Genomic DNA, 17,319 nt, shown 5'->3' on the forward strand with positions numbered 1-17,319 from the left:
GATGAACCCGCTCTGGGCCTGCATCCTGCTGCCGCAGCTGGCGCTCGATGGCGTCATGCGCCAGCGTGCCGAACCGACCGAGCCGCTGGTGCTGCTCGGCGGCCCGCCACAGCGGCGCGTGCTGCAGGCGGTCAACCCGGCGGCGCGCGCGCTGGGCCTCAAGCCCGGGCAGTTGCTCAGCGCAGCGCAGGCGCTGACCCGCGGCTTCGCCAGCGCCGACTATGACCTTGCCGCCATCGAACGCTGGCAGCAGTTTCTCGCCGCCTGGGCCTATGGTTTCAGCGCCCAGGTCAGCCTGCACTACCCGCGCTGCCTGTTGCTGGAAGTGGGTTCCAGCCTCGGCCTGTTCGGCCCCTGGCCGCGCTTCGAGGCACGCCTGCGCCGGGAGCTGGGCGAGCTGGGTTTCCAGCAGCGCATCACCCTGGCGCCCAACCCGGTCGCCGCACGCATGCTGGCCAACGTCCACGACGGCCTGGCAATCGGCGACGCGGCCGAGCTGCGCGCCGCGCTCGAGCGCCTGCCAGTCGAGCGTATCGGCCTGTCCCGCGAGACCGCCTCCGCCCTCGCCCGCATGGGCCTGCGCAGCCTGCAGCAGTTACTCGCCCTGCCGCGTGACGGCCTGGCGCGGCGCTTTCCGGCCGAGCTGCTGCGCCACCTCGACAGCCTGCTCGGCGAACGGGCGCTGGCCCTGGAGTTCTACCGCCCGCCGGATCGCTTCGATGCGCGCATCGAGCTCAACTTCGAGGTCGAGTCGCACCAGGCGCTGCTGTTTCCGCTGCGCCGCCTGACCGCCGATCTGGCCGCCTACCTGGCCGGACGCGACAGCGGCGTGCAGCGCTTCACCCTGCATCTAGAGCACCGCAATCGCCCGGCCAGTCAGCTGGTGGTGGGCCTGCTCAGCGCCGAGCGCGATCCGGCCATGCTGCTGGAGCTGACCCGCGGCCGCCTGGAGCAGCTGCAACTGCCGGCGCCGGTACTGGCGCTGCGCCTGGAGGCCCGCGAGTTGCCCGCCTTCGCCCCGCAGCACCGCCAGCTGTTCGACGAGCGACCGCAGCAGTCGCTGCCCTGGGAGCAACTGCGCGAACGCCTGCGCGCCCGCCTCGGCGACGAGGCGGTGCAGGGCCTCGGCGCCCGCGCCGATCACCGCCCGGAGCTGAGCTGGCAGGCCGAGAGCGACCGGCATACGCCATCGCTGCCCAGCGTCGGGCCGCGTCCCGCCTGGCTGCTGGGCGAACCTCAGCCGCTGGCCGAGGCCGGCCTGCTGATCCTCGCCGGGCCCGAGCGCATCGAATCCGGCTGGTGGGACGGCGGCGACCTGCGCCGCGACTATTACCTGGTGCAAACCCGCAGCGGCCAGCGCGCCTGGGCCTTTCGCCCGGTCGGCGCCGCAGGGCCGCTGCAGCTGCACGGCTGGTTCGCATGACGCCCGACTACGCCGAGCTGCACTGCCTGTCCAATTTCAGCTTTCAACGTGGAGCCTCCAGCGCCCGCGAGCTGTTCGAGCGCGCCGCGCGCCTCGGCTACCGGGCCCTGGCGATCACCGACGAATGCACGCTCGCCGGCATCGTGCGCGCCTGGCAGGCGGCCAAGGAGACCGGCCTGGCGCTGATCGTCGGCAGCGAGATGCCCATCGAAGGCGGCCCCAAGCTGGTGCTGCTGGCCGAGGACCTGACCGGCTACCAGACGCTGTGCCGGTTGATCACAGCCGCCCGGCGCCGCGCCGAGAAGGGTCGCTACCGCCTGCTGCGCGAGGACTTCGACGCGCCGCTGGCCGGCCTGCTGGCGATCTGGCTGGCCGAACCGCAGATCAGTGATCACGAGGGCATCTGGTTGCGCCAGCGTTTTGCCGACCGCCTGTGGCTGGGCATCGAACTGCACCGCGGCGCCGACGATGCCGCTCGCCTGCGCCAGTTGCAGGCCCTGGCCGCGCGCCTGCAGATTCCCGCCCTGGCCTGCGGCGACGTGCATATGCACGCCCGCGGCCGCCGCGCCCTGCAGGACTGCATGACCGCCATCCGCCAGCATCTGCCGGTGGCCGAAGCCGGCGCCTGGCTGTTTCCCAACGGCGAACGCCACCTGCGCCGCCGCGAGGAGCTGGCCGAGCTGTATCCGCAGGAATTGCTCGACGAGACGCTACGGGTGGCCGAGCGCTGCCGCTTCGAGCTCGGCGAGCTGCAGTATCAGTACCCCCACGAGCTGGTGCCGGCCGGCCACAATGCCACCTCCTGGCTGCGTCATCGGGTCGAAGAAGGCCTGCACTGGCGCTGGCCGGATGGCGCCAGCGCCAAGGTGCGGGCGCAGGTCGAGCACGAGCTGCAGCTGATCACTGAGCTGAAATACGAGAGCTACTTTCTCACCGTGCACGACATCGTCAGCTGGGCCCGCGAGCAGCACATCCTCTGCCAAGGCCGCGGCTCGGCGGCCAACTCCACGGTGTGCTTCGTCCTCGGCATCACCGAACTGAACCCGGACAACTCGGGCAGCCGGCTGCTGTTCGAACGCTTTCTCTCGCGCGAGCGCAACGAGCCGCCGGATATCGACGTCGACTTCGAGCACGAGCGCCGCGAGGAGGTCATCCAGTACGTGTTTCGCCGCTATGGCCGCCAGCGCGCGGCGCTGACCGCGGTGGCCAGCACCTACCACGGCGCCGGCGCGCTGCGTGACGTGGCCAAGGCGCTCGGCCTGCCGCCCGACCAGGTCGGCGCCCTGGCCGACTGCTGCGGACGCTGGAGCGACCGCATGCCGGACGCCGAACGCCTGCGCGAGGCCGGCTTCGACCCGGACAGCCCGTCACTGCACCGCATCCTGACCCTGGCCGGCGAGCTGATCGGCTTTCCCCGTCACCTGTCGCAGCACCCGGGCGGCTTCGTCATCTCCGAACACCCGCTGCAGACCCTGGTGCCGGTGGAGAACGCCAGCATGGCCGAGCGCACCGTGATCCAGTGGGACAAGGACGACCTCGACCTGGTCGGCCTGCTCAAGGTCGATATCCTCGCCCTCGGCATGCTCAGCGCACTGCGTCGCTGCTTCGCCCTGATCGAGCGCTACCGCGGCACGCGCTGGACCCTGGCTGGCCTGCCGCAGGAAGATGCGGCGACCTACGCCATGATCAGCCGCGCCGACACCGTCGGCGTGTTCCAGATCGAGTCGCGCGCGCAGATGGCCATGCTGCCGCGCCTGCGCCCGCAGAAGTTCTACGACCTGGTGATCCAGGTCGCCATCGTCCGTCCCGGGCCGATCCAGGGCGACATGGTCCATCCCTACCTGCGCCGGCGCAACGGCGAGGAGGCGGTGGAATACCCTTCAGACGAATTACGACCGGTGTTCGAACGCACCCTCGGCGTGCCGCTGTTTCAGGAACAGGTGATGGAACTGGCCATGGTCGCCGCCGACTACAGCCCCGGCGAGGCCGACGAGCTGCGCCGCTCGATGGCCGCCTGGAAGCGCCACGGCGGGCTGGAGCCGCATCGCCAGCGGCTGACCTCGCGCATGCTGGAAAAAGGCTACACGGCGGAATTCACCGCGCGCATCTTCCGCCAGATCGAGGGCTTCGGCAGCTACGGCTTCCCCGAATCCCACGCCGCCAGCTTCGCCCTGCTCACCTACGCCAGCTGCTGGCTGAAATGTCACGAGCCGGCCGCCTACGCCTGCGCCCTGGTCAACAGCTGGCCGATGGGCTTCTACAGCCCCGACCAGGTGCTACAGGACGCCCGCCGCCACGGCATCGAAGTGCGCCCGGCGGACGTACGCCACAGCGCCTGGGACTGCAGCCTGGAGCCAAGCGGCGGCGAGCAGCCGGCAATCCGCCTGGGGCTGCGCCTGCTGCGCGGCTTTCGCGAGGAGGATGCCCTGCGCATCGAGGTGGCGCGGCAGGCGGCGCCCTTCACTGATGTGGACGACCTGTGCCGCCGCGCCACGCTGGATGCCCGCGCGCGCGAATGCCTGGCGGACGCCGGCGCCCTGCGTGGTCTGGCCGGCAACCGTTACCGCGCCCGCTGGGCGGTGGCCGGAGTGGAACCGCAGCTGCCGCTGTTCGCCGGCCATTCCAGCCGTGAAGAACCCGTGGCGCTGCCACGGCCCACGGTCGGCGAAGACCTGCTGACGGATTACGCCACCTTCGGCACCACCCTCGGCCCGCACCCGCTGGCGCTGCTGCGCGAACGACTGAGGGCCAAACGCTGCCGCAGCTCGCACGAACTGGGCGCGGTCGAGCACGGCCGCCCGGTCAGCGTCGCCGGCCTGGTGATCGGCCGCCAGCGCCCGCAGACCGCCAGCGGGGTGATCTTCGTCACCCTGGAAGACGAGTTCGGCATGATCAACGTGGTGGTCTGGCATGACCTGGCCGAGCGCCAGCGCCGGGTGCTGCTGCAGGCGCGGTTGCTGCGCATCGACGGCCACCTGGAAAGCGCCGACGGCGTGCGCCACGTCATCGCCGGGCGCCTGACCGACCTGAGCCCGCTGCTGACCGGGCTCGACGTGAAGAGTCGGGATTTCCACTAGGGTGTCGACAGCCGGGAGAAAGCCAATCCCGACCTGACGCCCGAGAACGCGCACTGCCGACAAAGCCCGCCCGACAAGATGACGCCGCGCATCGCCAAGCTAAGCAAGCTGACTTCGGCATCGCCATCCGCCGAACGCCCTTTCGTCTTCCCGTGGCGCAAGCGCGGGCTGTGGATCATGCCGCCAAGTGGTACCATTGCGCGCTTCACGCCGCGCTGGCTGCCCAGGGCATCCCCAAGCGCCGGCGATACGACGCCCGACAGACCACGCCAACACATGCCTGACGACAGGCCGGCCCCCATGGCTTCAGCGCAAGCCGGCCCGGGGCACCGCGTGTGGATGTTCCTCGACCTATACCCAGCGGCTGAACTCGGCCTTCAACAGGAACGAGTTCGCCCAGCTGCCTGCCACAAGCGACGTGGCGGGCGCGGGTGCAGGAACCGGGAAAGGCGATTAACCACCGCAGCCCCGCAGGACAAGCAATTGATCTCCACCGCTAATATCACCATGCANGCACCGGGCGCGGCAGGTCGAGCTGCCAGCTGAGCACCTGCTGGCGCTCACTGTCGTGGGGGGTCAGGCGCAGGTACTGGATGCTCGCGCGTACCTGGTCGTCGTAGCGGTAGGTAGTGTCGTGGCTGATCGAGAGTCTCATGCGACCTCCAGGTAGGACGTGTGAATGGTGTTGCCCAACTGGCGTACCAGCAGGATGAAGTCGGTGAGCCAGGCATGCAGGCCTTCGTCGAGCACTTCGTCGATGCCGGTGTAGCGCAGCCGCGCATCCAGCTCGGCGGCCAGGCGCTGCGCCGAGCGGCCGTTGTCGCCGGGCAGGCCGGCGAGCATCAGGTTGAGTTCCTCCATGCAGGCGCGCAGCGAACGCGGCACCTCGTGGCGCAGCAGCAGTAGTTCGGCGACCTTGCGCGTGCGCGGCGAACCACGGTAGATCTCGGCGAAGGCCTCGGACGAGGACAGCGCGCGCAGCAGCGCATTCCACTGGTAGTAGCTGCGCGCGGTGCGTTCTTCCAGCTCGTCGATCTCCTCGCCGAGCATCTCGTAGCGCGCATCGAGCAGGCGCAGGGTGTTGTCGGCGCGCTCGATGAAGGTGCCCAGGCGAATGAAGCGATAGGCCTCGCCGCGCATGATGGTGCCGAAGGTGGCGCCGCGGAACAGGTGCGAGCGCTCCTTGACCCACTCGCAGAAGCGGCTGATGCCGTAGCGGCCCAGGCCCTGCTCGGCGATGCCGCGCATTTCCAGCCAGGTGGCGTTGATGTTCTCCCACATGTCCGCGGTGATCCGCCCGCGCACCGCGTGAGCGTTGGCGCGCGCGGCCTGCAGGCAGCAGTAGATGCTCGCCGGGTTGCTCGCGTCGAGGGCGAAGAAGTGCAGCATGCGCTCGGCATGCAGCGGGCCGTGACACTCCAGGTAGGCGTCCAGGGTGCCGGTGATCAGCAGCGGCATGGCCAGTTCATCCAGACCGTCGCCGCGGCCGTCCTGCGGCATCAACGACAGCGAGTAGCTGACGTCGAGCATGCGTGCGAGGTTCTCGGCGCGCTCCAGGTAGCGCGACATCCAGTACAGATCGGAGGCAGTTCTCGACAGCATGATCAGTCCTCCACCACCCAGGTGTCCTTGGTCCCGCCGCCCTGCGACGAATTGACCACCAGCGAGCCTTCGCGCAGCGCCACGCGAGTCAGGCCACCGGGCACCAGGCGGGTTTCTCGACCGGACAGGACGAACGGGCGCAGGTCGATATGGCGCGGGGCGATGCCGCGCTCGACGAAGGTCGGGCAGGTCGACAGGCTCAGCGTCGGCTGGGCGATATAGGCCTCGGGCTTGGCCATCAGCCGGGCGCGGAAGGCCTCGATCTCGGCCTTGCTCGCCGCCGGCCCGACCAGCATGCCGTAGCCGCCGGAACCCTGGGTTTCCTTGACCACCAGCTCGGGCAAGTGGGCCAGCACGTGGGACAGTTCCTCCGGCTTGCGGCACTGCCAGGTCGGCACGTTGTTCAGGATCGGTTCCTCGTCCAGGTAGAAGCGGATCATGTCGCCAACGTAGGGGTAGACCGACTTGTCGTCGGCCACCCCGGTGCCGATGGCGTTGGCCAGTACCACGTTGCGCGAGCGGTAGGCGGCCAGCAGGCCGGGCACGCCGAGCATGGAATCGGGGTTGAAGGTCAGCGGATCGAGGAAGGCGTCGTCGAGGCGACGGTAGATCACATCGACCTGGCGCGCGCCGGCGGTGGTGCGCATGTACACCTTGTCGTCGCGGACGAACAGGTCGGCGCCCTCCACCAGCTCCACCCCCATCTCGCGGGCGAGGAAGGCGTGCTCGAAATAGGCGCTGTTGAAGCGCCCCGGGGTCAGCACCACCACCGTGGGGTTGTCCAGCGCACTGGAGCTCTTCAGGGTGTCGAGCAACAGATTCGGGTAGTGATCCACCGGCGCCACGCGCTGAGCGGCGAACAGCTCGGGGAACAGGCGCATCATCATCTTGCGGTCTTCAAGCATGTAGCTGACGCCGCTGGGGGTACGCAGGTTGTCCTCCAGCACGTAGTAGCTGCCGTCGCCGTCGCGCACCAGATCCACGCCGGCGATATGCGCATAGATGTCGCGGTGCAGGTCGAGGCCCTGCATGGCCATCTGGTAACCCTCGTTGGCCAGCACCTGCTCGGCGGGAATGATGCCGGCCTTGATGATGCGCTGGTCGTGGTAGAGGTCGGCGAGGAACAGGTTGAGCGCCTGCACACGCTGGATGCAGCCGCGCTCGACCATGCGCCATTCGCTCATCGGTATGCTGCGCGGGACGATGTCGAAGGGGATCAGGCGCTCGGTGCCCTGATCGTCGCCATAGAGGGTGAAGGTGATGCCAGCACGGTGGAACAGCAGGTCGGCTTCGCGTCGGCGCTGGGCCAGCAGATCGTCCGGCGTTTCTGCCAGCCAGCGGGCAAATTCGCGGTAGTGCGGGCGGACAGCGCCGCTCGCGTCGTACATCTCGTCATAAAAGGTGCGGACCATGCCGTACTCCTTGTCACCCGGACTTGCAGGGAGCTTTGCAAGGCCCGAGCCAGCACGGTAATTCCTTTTATTTCAATGACTTGATAAAAACCCCCGAGACCGACGCACCAACGCGGTGCAGCGATGTGACCCGCGAGTCGCGCGCCGCCCCGTTAGGTGGCAGGGCCAGCGCCACAGCCACCTGACGAAACGTCGGCAAGAAAGTCCGCCACCGCCTGCGCCGCGTCGGCCAGGTGCTGCTCATGGCTGCAGCCCGAGCTTTTCAGCGGTTTGAGGTCGTGGTCGGCCGCCGTCAGCCAGTGCAGGCGGATCGCCGGTGCCAGCGCGTAACCGGCCACCGCCTCGCGGTTGCCTAGGGCGTCGCGCTCGCCCTGCACGATCAGCGTCGGCGTGCGCAGCTCGGCCAGGTGCGCGACCCGCGTTTTTTCCGGCTTGCCGGCAGCGTAGAAGGGATAGCCGAGGCAGACCAGGGCGGCGGCGCCCAGTTCGTCGGCGAGCAGGCTGGCCATGCGCCCGCCCATCGACTTGCCGCCGATGGCCAGCGGCCCTGCGACCTGTTGGCGCACCCGGGCATGCACCTCACGCCATTGCTGCAGCAGTTGCGCCTGTGGATTGGGGGGGCGTTTCCTGCCGTCCAGGCGCCTGGCAGCCATGTAGGCGAACTCGAAGCGCAGTACCGCAACCCCACGCGCCGTCAGGCCTTGGGCCATACGCTGCATGAATTCGCTGTCCATCGGCGCCCCGGCGCCGTGGGCGAGGATCAGCGTCGCGCGCGCCTCGCCCGCGGGCCTGTCCCACAGCCAGGGCTGCCCCTGTGCACATTGACCGGCGTCAATAAACCCGGATGGCCCTTTGCTCATGCTTGCCTCGCGTCGATATCCGTGGTGGCCGTGGCCTGCTCATGCCCATGGACATCCCGGTTATCGGCCGCTCTGCCATAACCGTGGATGGAAACCCAGACATGAACACAACAACCCGTTCCGCCTACAACTACAGGGTGGTTCGCCAGTTCGCCATTATGACGGTGGTTTGGGGCATCGTCGGCATGGGACTCGGCGTTTTCATCGCCGCCCAGCTGGCCTGGCCCGACCTCAACTTCAACCTGCCGTGGACCAGCTTCGGTCGCCTGCGGCCGCTGCACACCAATGCGGTGATCTTCGCCTTCGGCGGCTGCGCACTGTTCGCCACCAGCTACTACGCGGTGCAGCGCACCAGCCAGGCGGCGCTGTTCGCACCGAAGCTGGCCGCCTTCACTTTCTGGGGCTGGCAACTGGTGATCGTGCTGGCGGCCATCAGCCTGCCGCTGGGCTGGACCAGCTCCAAGGAATACGCCGAGCTGGAATGGCCGATCGACCTCCTCATCACGGTGGTCTGGGTCGCCTACGCCATCGTCTTCTTCGGCACCATCGTCAAGCGCAAGGTCAGCCACATCTACGTGGGCAACTGGTTCTTCGGCGGCTTCATCCTCACCGTCGCCATTTTGCACATCGTCAACAACCTGGAGATTCCGGTCAGCCTGACCAAGTCCTACTCGCTGTACGCCGGCGCCACCGACGCGATGATCCAGTGGTGGTACGGGCACAACGCCGTGGGCTTCTTCCTCACCGCCGGCTTCCTGGGGATGATGTACTACTTCGTGCCCAAGCAGGCCGAGCGCCCGGTCTACTCCTATCGCCTGTCCATCGTCCACTTCTGGGCGCTGATCGCGGTGTACATCTGGGCCGGCCCGCACCACCTGCACTACACCGCGCTGCCGGACTGGGCCCAGTCGCTTGGCATGGTGATGTCGCTGATCCTCCTGGCGCCGAGCTGGGGCGGCATGATCAACGGCATGATGACCCTCTCCGGGGCCTGGCATAAGCTGCGCACCGACCCGATCCTGCGCTTTTTGGTCGTTTCCCTGGCGTTCTACGGCATGTCGACCTTCGAAGGCCCGATGATGGCGATCAAGACCGTCAACGCCCTGTCGCACTACACCGACTGGACCATCGGCCACGTCCACGCCGGCGCGCTCGGCTGGGTCGCCATGGTGTCGATCGGCTCGCTCTATCACCTGATTCCCAAGGTGTTCGGCCGCGAGCAGATGCACAGCGTCGGCCTGATCAACGCCCACTTCTGGCTGGCCACCATCGGCACCGTGCTGTACATCGCCTCGATGTGGGTCAACGGCATCACCCAGGGCCTGATGTGGCGCGCGGTGAACGAGGACGGCACCCTCACCTACTCCTTCGTCGAGGCGCTGGAAGCCAGCCATCCCGGCTTCGTGGTGCGGGTGATCGGCGGTGCGATCTTCTTCGCCGGCATGCTGCTGATGGCCTGGAACACCTGGTTGACCGTGCGTGCGGCGAAACCGGCCGAAGTGGAAGCCGCCGCGCAGTTCTCGGTTGAAGGAGCGCACTGATGAAACACGAGACTCTCGAAAAGAACATCGGCCTGATGGCACTGATGATGATCCTCGCCGTCAGCATCGGCGGCCTGACCCAGATCGTCCCGCTGTTCTTCCAGGACGTCACCAACGAGCCGGTCGAGGGCCTCAAGCCCTACACCGCGCTGCAGCTGGAAGGTCGCGATATCTACATCAAGGAAGGCTGCGTCGGCTGCCATTCGCAGATGATCCGTCCGTTCCGCGCCGAGACCGAGCGCTACGGCCACTACTCGGTGGCCGGCGAAAGCGTCTGGGATCATCCCTTCCTGTGGGGTTCCAAGCGTACCGGCCCGGACCTGGCACGGGTCGGCGGCCGCTACTCGGACGAGTGGCACCGCGCCCACCTGTACAACCCGCGCAACGTCGTGCCCGAGTCGAAGATGCCGTCCTACCCCTGGCTGGTGGAGAACAAGCTCGACGGCAAGGACACCGCCAAGAAGATGGGCGCCCTGCGCATGCTCGGCGTGCCCTACAGCGACGCGGACATCGCCGGCGCTGGCGACGCGGTGAAGGGCAAGAGCGAGATGGACGCGCTGGTCGCGTACCTGCAGGTGCTCGGCACCGCCGTGAAGAACAAGAGGTGAGCACCATGTTCGAGCTTATCGATGTCGGCACCCTGCGCGGTCTGGGGACCGCCCTGGTGCTGATCGCCTTCTCCGCCGTGACCCTCTGGGCCTATAGCGGCGAACGCCGCGACGCCTTTGACGAAGCGGCCAACCTGCCCTTCGCCGACGATCAGAAGCCCGCCGTTTCGAGGACTGACGCATGACCCCCTTCTGGAGCTGGTACATCACCCTGCTGACCATCGGCACCCTGGTCGCCCTGTTCTGGCTGATCTTCGCCACGCGCAAGAGCGAGGTGCACAAGAACCCCACCGAGCAGACCATGGGCCATGCCTTCGACGGCATCGAGGAATACGACAACCCGCTGCCCAAGTGGTGGTTCATGCTGTTTATCGGCACCCTGATCTTTTCCGTCGGCTATCTGGCCCTATACCCCGGCCTGGGCAACTACAAGGGCTGGCTGCCGGGCTACCAGGATGGCTGGACCCAGGTCGCCCAGTGGCAGCGCGAGATGGATCGCGCCGACGAGGAGTACGGGCCGATCTTCGCCAAGTTCGCCGCCATGCCCATCGAGGAGGTGGCCAAGGACGAGCAGGCGCTGAAGATGGGCGGCCGCCTGTTCGCCTCCAACTGCTCGGTCTGTCACGGTTCCGACGCCAAGGGCAGCTATGGCTTCCCCAACCTGGCCGACACCAGCTGGCGCTGGGGCGGTGCGGCGGAGAACATCAAGACCAGCATCCTCAAGGGCCGCATCGGCATGATGCCGGCGCAAGGTCCGGCCATCGGCGAGGACGGCGTACGCAACGCGGCCGCCTACGTGCTCACCCAACTGGCCGGGCGCGAACTGCCGGAAGGTAGCGAAGCCGATATCGAGGCTGGTCGGGCGATCTTCTCCACCACCTGCGCCGCCTGCCATACCCCGGCCGGTACCGGCATGGCGCTGATGGGCGCACCGAACCTGACCCAGCCCAGCGCCTTTATCTACGGCAGCAGCTTCGCCCAGCTGCAGCAGACCATCCGCTACGGCCGCAACGGCAACATGCCAGCCCAGGAGGACTTCCTCGGCAACGACAAGGCCCACCTGCTGGCCGCCTACGTACTCAAGCTGAGCCTGGACGACAGCGAGTAACCCCACCCGCCGGCGACCGCCCTCGATCGCCGGCCCTTCCTTTATATGTATGCGACCCAGTGTCGCACCCGCCGACCAGTAGCCCTGCAATTTTCTTGACCTGGGCTAAGCTGCCTTTTCAGTCGTCATCTGCCACAACTCCAAGGCGATCCCTTCTCAGCATCGCGCAATTCGCTTGCGCACGGCCTGCCAACACCTCTGTCGAGGGCGCCGTCCAAGGCACGCGAAAGGCTCTGAAACCCTAATCGTGTCGGTATGTTGCGTTGCAATGGCTACCTGCTTTCTCCATACTTGCCGCCGATTTTTGCCCCATAAAACTCCATTAACCGTGGAACCCCTAGCATGAGCACAGCAATCAGTCAGACTGCTTATAACTATAAGGTGGTCCGCCAGTTCGCCATTATGACGGTGATCTGGGGGGTCATTGGGATGGGTCTAGGCGTGTTCATCGCCGCACAACTCGTGTGGCCGGAACTCAACCTGAACCTTCCGTGGACCAGCTTCGGCCGCCTGCGCCCGCTGCACACCAACGCGGTAATCTTCGCCTTCGGCGGGTGTGCGTTGATGGCAACGTCCTTCTATGTCGTGCAACGCACCAGCCAAGCGCGTCTGATCTCCGACGGTCTGGCCGCCTTCGTCTTCTGGGGCTGGCAAGCAGTGATTGTCCTGGCAGTCATCACCCTGCCGCTGGGCCTTACCAGCACCAAGGAATACGCCGAGCTGGAGTGGCCGATCGACATCCTTCTGGGCATTGTCTGGGTTGCTTATGCTGTGGTGTTCTTCGGTACCATCGTCAAGCGCAAGACCAAGCACATCTATGTGGGCAACTGGTTCTTCGGCGGCTTCATCCTGGTCACCGCCATGCTGCACATCGTCAACAGCATGGCCATGCCGGTCAGCCTGTTCAAGTCGTACTCGATGTACGCCGGCGCCACCGACGCGATGATCCAGTGGTGGTACGGCCACAACGCCGTGGGCTTCTTCCTGACCACCGGCTTCCTGGGGATGATGTACTACTTCGTACCCAAGCAGGCCGAGCGTCCGATCTACTCCTACCGCCTGTCCATCGTGCACTTCTGGGCGCTGATCACCCTGTACATCTGGGCCGGCCCGCACCACCTGCACTACACCGCCCTGCCCGACTGGGCGCAGTCCCTGGGCATGGCCATGTCGGTCATTCTGCTGGCTCCGAGCTGGGGCGGCATGATCAACGGCATGATGAGCCTGTCCGGCGCCTGGCATAAGCTGCGCACCGACCCGATCCTGCGCTTCCTCGTCGTCTCCCTGGCCTTCTATGGCATGAGCACCTTCGAGGGCCCGATGATGGCCATCAAGACCGTCAACGCCCTGTCGCACTACACCGACTGGACCATCGGCCACGTCCACGCCGGCGCGCTCGGCTGGGTGGCGATGATCTCCATCGGCTCGCTGTACCACCTGATTCCCAAGGTGTTCGGCCGCCAGCAGATGCACAGCGTCGGCCTGATCAACACCCACTTCTGGCTGGCCACCATCGGCACCGTGCTGTACATCGCCTCGATGTGGGTCAACGGTATCACCCAGGGCCTGATGTGGCGCGCAGTCAACGAAGACGGCACCCTGACCTACTCCTTCGTCGAAGCGCTGGAAGCCAGCCACCCGGGTTACGTGGTGCGCATGATCGGCGGCGCCTTCTTCGTCACCGGCATGCTGCTGATGGCCTACAACACCTACCGCACCGTGCGTGCCGCCAAGCCGGCTGAATACGAAGCGGCTGCGCAGATTCCCGCCGGAGTAGCTCACTGATGAAACACGAAATCATCGAGAAGAATATCGGCCTGATGGCGCTGCTGATGGTGATCGCCGTCAGCATCGGCGGCCTGACTCAGATCGTCCCGCTGTTTTTCCAGGACGTCACCAATGAGCCGGTGGAAGGCCTCAAGCCTTACACCGCACTGCAACTGGAAGGTCGTGACCTCTACATCCGTGAAGGCTGCGTCGGCTGCCACTCGCAGATGATCCGTCCGTTCCGCGCCGAGACCGAGCGCTACGGCCACTACTCGGTGGCCGGCGAAAGCGTCTGGGACCACCCCTTCCTGTGGGGCTCCAAGCGGACCGGCCCGGACCTGGCACGAGTCGGCGGCCGCTACTCGGACGAGTGGCACCGCGCCCACCTGTACAACCCGCGCAACGTCGTGCCCGAGTCGAAGATGCCCGCCTACCCCTGGCTGGTGGAGCACAAGCTCGACGGCCGCGATACCGCGAAGAAGATGGAAGTCATGCGCGGCTTCGGCATCCCCTACACCGACGAAGACATCGCCGGCGCCAAGGATGCAGTGAAAGGCAAGACCGAAATGGACGCGCTGGTCGCGTACCTGCAGGTCCTCGGCACTTCCATCAAGAACAAACGGTAAGACGTTATGGATATCGGGACTATTCGCGGCATCGGCACGGCGGTGGTATTCATCGCCTTTATCGGCGTGGTGCTCTGGGCCTACAGCAGCAAGCGCAAGTCCGGCTTCGACGAGGCCGCCAACCTGCCCTTCGCCGACGAAGAGCCCGATTCCAAGCGCGACCAAGACTCTTCCAGGAGCAATAACCAATGACCACGTTCTGGAGTTGGTACGTAACCATTCTGTCTCTGGGCACCATCTTCGCCCTGACCTGGCTGATCTTCGGCACCCGCAAGGGCCAGCGCCAGGAGACCACCGAGGAAACCGTCGGGCATGAATTCGACGGCATCGCCGAATTCGACAACCCGCTGCCGAAGTGGTGGTTCCTGCTGTTCGTCGCCACCATCGTCTTCGCCCTGGGCTACCTGGCCCTGTATCCGGGCCTGGGCAACTGGAAAGGCCTGCTGCCGGGCTACGATTACGTCGACAACGACAAGCAGACCCCCTTCGCCGCCGGCGTGCAAATCGCCGACGGCTCCATGCGTCACGCCGGCTGGACCGGTGTGCACCAGTGGGAGAAGGAAATGGCCCGTGCCGACGAGCAATATGGCCCACTGTTCGCCAAGTACGCGGCCATGCCCATCGAGGAAGTGGCCAAGGACGAGCAGGCGCTGAAGATGGGCGGTCGCCTGTTCGCTTCCAACTGCTCGGTGTGCCATGGCTCCGACGCCAAGGGCAGCTACGGCTTCCCCAACCTGACCGACAGCGAATGGCGCTGGGGTGGCGAGGCGGAAACCATCAAGACCACCATCCTGAAAGGTCGTCAGGGCGCCATGCCGGCCCAGGGCCCGGCCATTGGCGAAGACGGCGTACGCAACGTCGCCGCCTATGTGCTGACCGAGCTGGCTGGTCGTGAGCTGCCGGAAGGCGTGGAAGCCGATATCGAAGCAGGCCAGAAGGTCTTCGCCGGTACCTGCTTCGCCTGCCACGGCGCCGACGGCAAGGGCACCCCGGCCATGGGCGCACCGAACCTGACCAACCCGGCTGCCTTCATCTACGGCAGCAGCTACGCGCAACTGCAACAGAGCATCCGCTACGGTCGTCACGGCAACATGCCGGCCCAGGAAGAATTCCTCGGCAACGACAAGGTGCATCTGCTGGCCGCTTACGTGTACAGCCTGTCGCACAAGGCACAAGAGCAGTAATCGCAGAACGACTCTTTTGACAAGGGTCAATGAACGCCCGGGACGCGACCGCTGGTCGCACCCGGGCGTTGTCTTTCGGGCGTACCATGTAGCTACCGTGAATTGACCCTGACCGGCACGTATCGGCCCGGGCTGCCAACCAACCGCTTTGGTATGCATTGATGAGCGAACAGATCCCCGTCCAGGACGTCACCCCTCCTTCCGCAAAAGCCGCCACCGTCGATCTCTACGCCAACCGCGAGAAGATCTATACCCGCGCGTTCACCGGCCTGTTCCGCAACCTGCGCCGCGTCGGCGGAGCCTTTCTCTTCCTGCTGTTCTTCGGCACCGTGTGGCTGAACTGGGAAGGCCGCCAGGCCGTCTGGTGGAACCTGCCCGAGCGCAAATTCCACATCTTCGGCGCCACCTACTGGCCGCAGGACTTCATGCTGCTGTCGTGGCTCTTGATCATCTGCGCCTTCGGCCTGTTCTTCATCACCGTGTTCGCCGGCCGCGTCTGGTGCGGCTACACCTGTCCGCAGAGCGTGTTCACCTGGGTGTTCATGTGGGCCGAGAAGGTCACCGAGGGCGACCGCAACCAGCGCATGAAGCTGGACAAACAACCGATGAGCGGCAACAAGCTGGCGCGCAAGGTGGCCAAGCACGGCATCTGGGTAGGCGTGTCGCTGCTCACTGCGATCACCTTCGTCGGCTACTTCACGCCCATCCGCGAGCTGATCCCTGAACTGCTGACTCTCGAGGCCAGCGGCTGGGCGCTGTTCTGGGTGGGCTTCTTCACCCTCGCCACCTACGGTAACGCCGGCTACCTGCGCGAACAGGTGTGCATCTACATGTGCCCCTATGCGCGCTTCCAGAGCGTGATGTTCGACCAGGACACCCTGATCGTCTCCTACGACCCGCGCCGCGGCGAGTCGCGCGGCCCGCGCAAGAAGGACGCCGACTACAAGGCCCAGGGCCTGGGTGACTGCATCGACTGCAAGATGTGCGTACACGTCTGCCCCACCGGCATCGACATCCGCGACGGCCTGCAGATCGAGTGCATCGGCTGCGCCGCCTGCATCGACGCCTGCGACAGCATCATGGAGAAGATGAACTACCCCAAGGGGCTGATCAGCTACACAACCGAACACAATCTTTCCGGGCACAAGACCCACCTGCTGCGCCCGCGCCTGATAGGCTATGCCGTCGCGCTGGTAGCCATGATCGGCCTGTTCGCCTGGGCCGTGGCCAACCGCCCGCTGGTGGAGCTGGACGTGATCAAGGACCGCGTGCTGTTCCGCGAAAACGAGCGCGGCCATATCGAGAACGTCTACACCCTGAAGATCATGAACAAGGCGCAGCGCGACATGACCTATCTGGTCGAGGTCGAAGGCCTCGACGGGCTGGTCTACGAGGGCAAGCGCGAGGTCCGGGCCCTGGCCGGCGAGGTGTATGCCTTCCCTGTGGAGCTGTCCATCGCCCCGGAGAAACTGCCCTCCAGCGCCAACGAAATCGTCTTCCGCGTGCGCGCGCTGGACGCCCCCAGTATCGAGAACGACGCCGACAGCCGCTTCATCGGCCCGAGCGTCCGCTGACAACGGAAAGAGCATGTCCGAACACACCCCATCGCCAGTCAAGCCCTGGTACAAGCAGTTCTGGCCCTGGTTCATCATCGCCCTGCTGGGCTACTCGGTGGTGCAGGGCCTGGCCCTGCTGACCCTGGCCTCGCGCAACCCGCCAGGACTGATCTCCGACGACTACTACGACGTCGGCAAGGGCATCAACCAGTCGCTGGAGCGCGAGAAGCTGGCTGAGCGCCTGCAGCTGCACGGCGAGCTGGTGCTCGACGACAGCACCGGCACCGCGACCCTGAGCCTGCAAGGCAACAGCAAGCCGCAGCAGATCGTCCTCAACCTGATCTCGCCGACCCAGCCGGAGCGCGATCGCCGCGTCATCCTGCAACCGACCGCCGATGGCCAGTACCGTGGGCAGATGGTCGACCAGGTCAGCGGCCGCCGCTTCGTCGAACTACTCGGCCAGGAAGGCAGCCAGAGTTGGCGCCTGTTCGAGGAAGAGAACATCGCCGATGGCCAGCCCATCTTGATCGGTGACAACCCGTCCTACTGACCCTG

General features: G+C 66.2%; 15 protein-coding genes and 1 pseudogene. 12 read left to right on the forward strand and 4 right to left on the reverse strand.

What is annotated here, in order from left to right:
* Position 1: 1 nt before the first annotated feature.
* Together ACW9UL_RS12265 and ACW9UL_RS12270 are read left to right on the forward strand one after the other, a co-directional pair.
* Positions 2-1,423: a Y-family DNA polymerase gene (locus ACW9UL_RS12265; RefSeq protein ID WP_457787161.1), complete on the forward strand. Its 1,422-nt coding sequence runs from the start codon at positions 2-4 to the stop codon at positions 1,421-1,423.
* On the forward strand, positions 1,420-4,500 hold the full coding sequence (locus ACW9UL_RS12270; protein ID WP_457787162.1) for an error-prone DNA polymerase: 3,081 nt from the start codon (positions 1,420-1,422) through the stop codon (positions 4,498-4,500). Before ACW9UL_RS12265 ends, ACW9UL_RS12270 begins: the two co-directional genes overlap by 4 nt.
* A 517-nt stretch (positions 4,501-5,017) precedes the next feature.
* Here ACW9UL_RS12270 and ACW9UL_RS12275 read toward each other — a convergent pair.
* The 4 genes and pseudogenes from ACW9UL_RS12275 to ACW9UL_RS12290 all read right to left on the reverse strand — a co-directional run.
* A pseudogene (locus ACW9UL_RS12275) lies at positions 5,018-5,155 on the reverse strand (transglutaminase N-terminal domain-containing protein); the annotation flags it as partial.
* Complete coding sequence (locus tag ACW9UL_RS12280; protein WP_397487746.1) at positions 5,152-6,102, reverse strand: alpha-E domain-containing protein; 951 nt, start codon at positions 6,100-6,102, stop codon at positions 5,152-5,154. The gene ACW9UL_RS12280 and the pseudogene ACW9UL_RS12275, both read right to left, overlap by 4 nt.
* A 2-nt stretch (positions 6,103-6,104) precedes the next feature.
* Entirely contained in the window at positions 6,105-7,514 is a 1,410-nt protein-coding gene (locus ACW9UL_RS12285; RefSeq protein WP_457787163.1) for a circularly permuted type 2 ATP-grasp protein, read from the reverse strand.
* Positions 7,515-7,666: 152 nt separating this feature from the next.
* Entirely contained in the window at positions 7,667-8,374 is a 708-nt protein-coding gene (locus ACW9UL_RS12290; RefSeq protein ID WP_457787164.1) for an alpha/beta family hydrolase, read from the reverse strand.
* Between the two features lie 101 nt (positions 8,375-8,475).
* On the opposite strand from ACW9UL_RS12290, the gene ccoN (ACW9UL_RS12295) reads away from it, so the two are divergent.
* The 10 genes from ccoN (ACW9UL_RS12295) to ACW9UL_RS12340 all read left to right on the forward strand — a co-directional run bounded on the left by ccoN (ACW9UL_RS12295) (position 8,476) and on the right by ACW9UL_RS12340 (position 17,314).
* Positions 8,476-9,915 carry a cytochrome-c oxidase, cbb3-type subunit I gene (gene ccoN, locus ACW9UL_RS12295; RefSeq protein ID WP_457787165.1) on the forward strand — a complete coding sequence of 480 codons (1,440 nt, stop codon included), beginning with the start codon at positions 8,476-8,478 and terminating at the stop codon, positions 9,913-9,915.
* Complete coding sequence (gene ccoO / locus ACW9UL_RS12300; protein ID WP_397487750.1) at positions 9,915-10,523, forward strand: cytochrome-c oxidase, cbb3-type subunit II; 609 nt, start codon at positions 9,915-9,917, stop codon at positions 10,521-10,523. Before ccoN (ACW9UL_RS12295) ends, ccoO (ACW9UL_RS12300) begins: the two co-directional genes overlap by 1 nt.
* Before the next feature lie 5 nt (positions 10,524-10,528).
* The gene (locus ACW9UL_RS12305) at positions 10,529-10,708 is read left to right on the forward strand and encodes a cbb3-type cytochrome oxidase subunit 3 (protein WP_397487751.1); all 180 of its coding nucleotides are present in this window, start codon (positions 10,529-10,531) and stop codon (positions 10,706-10,708) included.
* Positions 10,705-11,631 carry a cytochrome-c oxidase, cbb3-type subunit III gene (gene ccoP / locus ACW9UL_RS12310; RefSeq protein WP_457787166.1) on the forward strand — a complete coding sequence of 309 codons (927 nt, stop codon included), beginning with the start codon at positions 10,705-10,707 and terminating at the stop codon, positions 11,629-11,631. The genes ACW9UL_RS12305 and ccoP (ACW9UL_RS12310) overlap by 4 nt, the downstream gene beginning before the upstream one ends.
* A 342-nt stretch (positions 11,632-11,973) precedes the next feature.
* Entirely contained in the window at positions 11,974-13,416 is a 1,443-nt protein-coding gene (gene ccoN, locus ACW9UL_RS12315) for a cytochrome-c oxidase, cbb3-type subunit I (protein WP_457787167.1), read from the forward strand.
* The gene (gene ccoO, locus ACW9UL_RS12320) at positions 13,416-14,024 is read left to right on the forward strand and encodes a cytochrome-c oxidase, cbb3-type subunit II (RefSeq protein WP_397487754.1); all 609 of its coding nucleotides are present in this window, start codon (positions 13,416-13,418) and stop codon (positions 14,022-14,024) included. Before ccoN (ACW9UL_RS12315) ends, ccoO (ACW9UL_RS12320) begins: the two co-directional genes overlap by 1 nt.
* A gap of 6 nt (positions 14,025-14,030) precedes the next feature.
* Entirely contained in the window at positions 14,031-14,216 is a 186-nt protein-coding gene (locus ACW9UL_RS12325) for a cbb3-type cytochrome oxidase subunit 3 (protein ID WP_397487755.1), read from the forward strand.
* Positions 14,213-15,208 carry a cytochrome-c oxidase, cbb3-type subunit III gene (ccoP, locus tag ACW9UL_RS12330; protein ID WP_457787168.1) on the forward strand — a complete coding sequence of 332 codons (996 nt, stop codon included), beginning with the start codon at positions 14,213-14,215 and terminating at the stop codon, positions 15,206-15,208. The genes ACW9UL_RS12325 and ccoP (ACW9UL_RS12330) overlap by 4 nt, the downstream gene beginning before the upstream one ends.
* Before the next feature lie 161 nt (positions 15,209-15,369).
* Positions 15,370-16,782, forward strand: a complete 1,413-nt coding sequence (ccoG, locus tag ACW9UL_RS12335) for a cytochrome c oxidase accessory protein CcoG (protein ID WP_445580078.1) — start codon at positions 15,370-15,372, stop codon at positions 16,780-16,782.
* Positions 16,783-16,795: 13 nt separating this feature from the next.
* Positions 16,796-17,314: a FixH family protein gene (locus ACW9UL_RS12340; RefSeq protein WP_457787169.1), complete on the forward strand. Its 519-nt coding sequence runs from the start codon at positions 16,796-16,798 to the stop codon at positions 17,312-17,314.
* Positions 17,315-17,319: the final 5 nt, after the last annotated feature.

This window comes from Pseudomonas sp. PL-6 (assembly GCF_054110165.1).

Bases quoted from the DNA above. Each gene is read 5' to 3' on its own strand.
- ACW9UL_RS12265 (WP_457787161.1), top strand. From the start codon at position 2: ATGAACCCGCTCTGGGCCTGCATCCTGCTGCCGCAGCTGGCGCTCGAT.
- ACW9UL_RS12270 (WP_457787162.1), top strand. From the start codon at position 1,420: ATGACGCCCGACTACGCCGAGCTGCACTGCCTGTCCAATTTCAGCTTT.
- ACW9UL_RS12280 (WP_397487746.1), bottom strand. From the start codon at position 6,102: ATGCTGTCGAGAACTGCCTCCGATCTGTACTGGATGTCGCGCTACCTG.
- ACW9UL_RS12285 (WP_457787163.1), bottom strand. From the start codon at position 7,514: ATGGTCCGCACCTTTTATGACGAGATGTACGACGCGAGCGGCGCTGTC.
- ACW9UL_RS12290 (WP_457787164.1), bottom strand. From the start codon at position 8,374: ATGAGCAAAGGGCCATCCGGGTTTATTGACGCCGGTCAATGTGCACAG.
- ccoN (WP_457787165.1), top strand. From the start codon at position 8,476: ATGAACACAACAACCCGTTCCGCCTACAACTACAGGGTGGTTCGCCAG.
- ccoO (WP_397487750.1), top strand. From the start codon at position 9,915: ATGAAACACGAGACTCTCGAAAAGAACATCGGCCTGATGGCACTGATG.
- ACW9UL_RS12305 (WP_397487751.1), top strand. From the start codon at position 10,529: ATGTTCGAGCTTATCGATGTCGGCACCCTGCGCGGTCTGGGGACCGCC.
- ccoP (WP_457787166.1), top strand. From the start codon at position 10,705: ATGACCCCCTTCTGGAGCTGGTACATCACCCTGCTGACCATCGGCACC.
- ccoN (WP_457787167.1), top strand. From the start codon at position 11,974: ATGAGCACAGCAATCAGTCAGACTGCTTATAACTATAAGGTGGTCCGC.
- ccoO (WP_397487754.1), top strand. From the start codon at position 13,416: ATGAAACACGAAATCATCGAGAAGAATATCGGCCTGATGGCGCTGCTG.
- ACW9UL_RS12325 (WP_397487755.1), top strand. From the start codon at position 14,031: ATGGATATCGGGACTATTCGCGGCATCGGCACGGCGGTGGTATTCATC.
- ccoP (WP_457787168.1), top strand. From the start codon at position 14,213: ATGACCACGTTCTGGAGTTGGTACGTAACCATTCTGTCTCTGGGCACC.
- ccoG (WP_445580078.1), top strand. From the start codon at position 15,370: ATGAGCGAACAGATCCCCGTCCAGGACGTCACCCCTCCTTCCGCAAAA.
- ACW9UL_RS12340 (WP_457787169.1), top strand. From the start codon at position 16,796: ATGTCCGAACACACCCCATCGCCAGTCAAGCCCTGGTACAAGCAGTTC.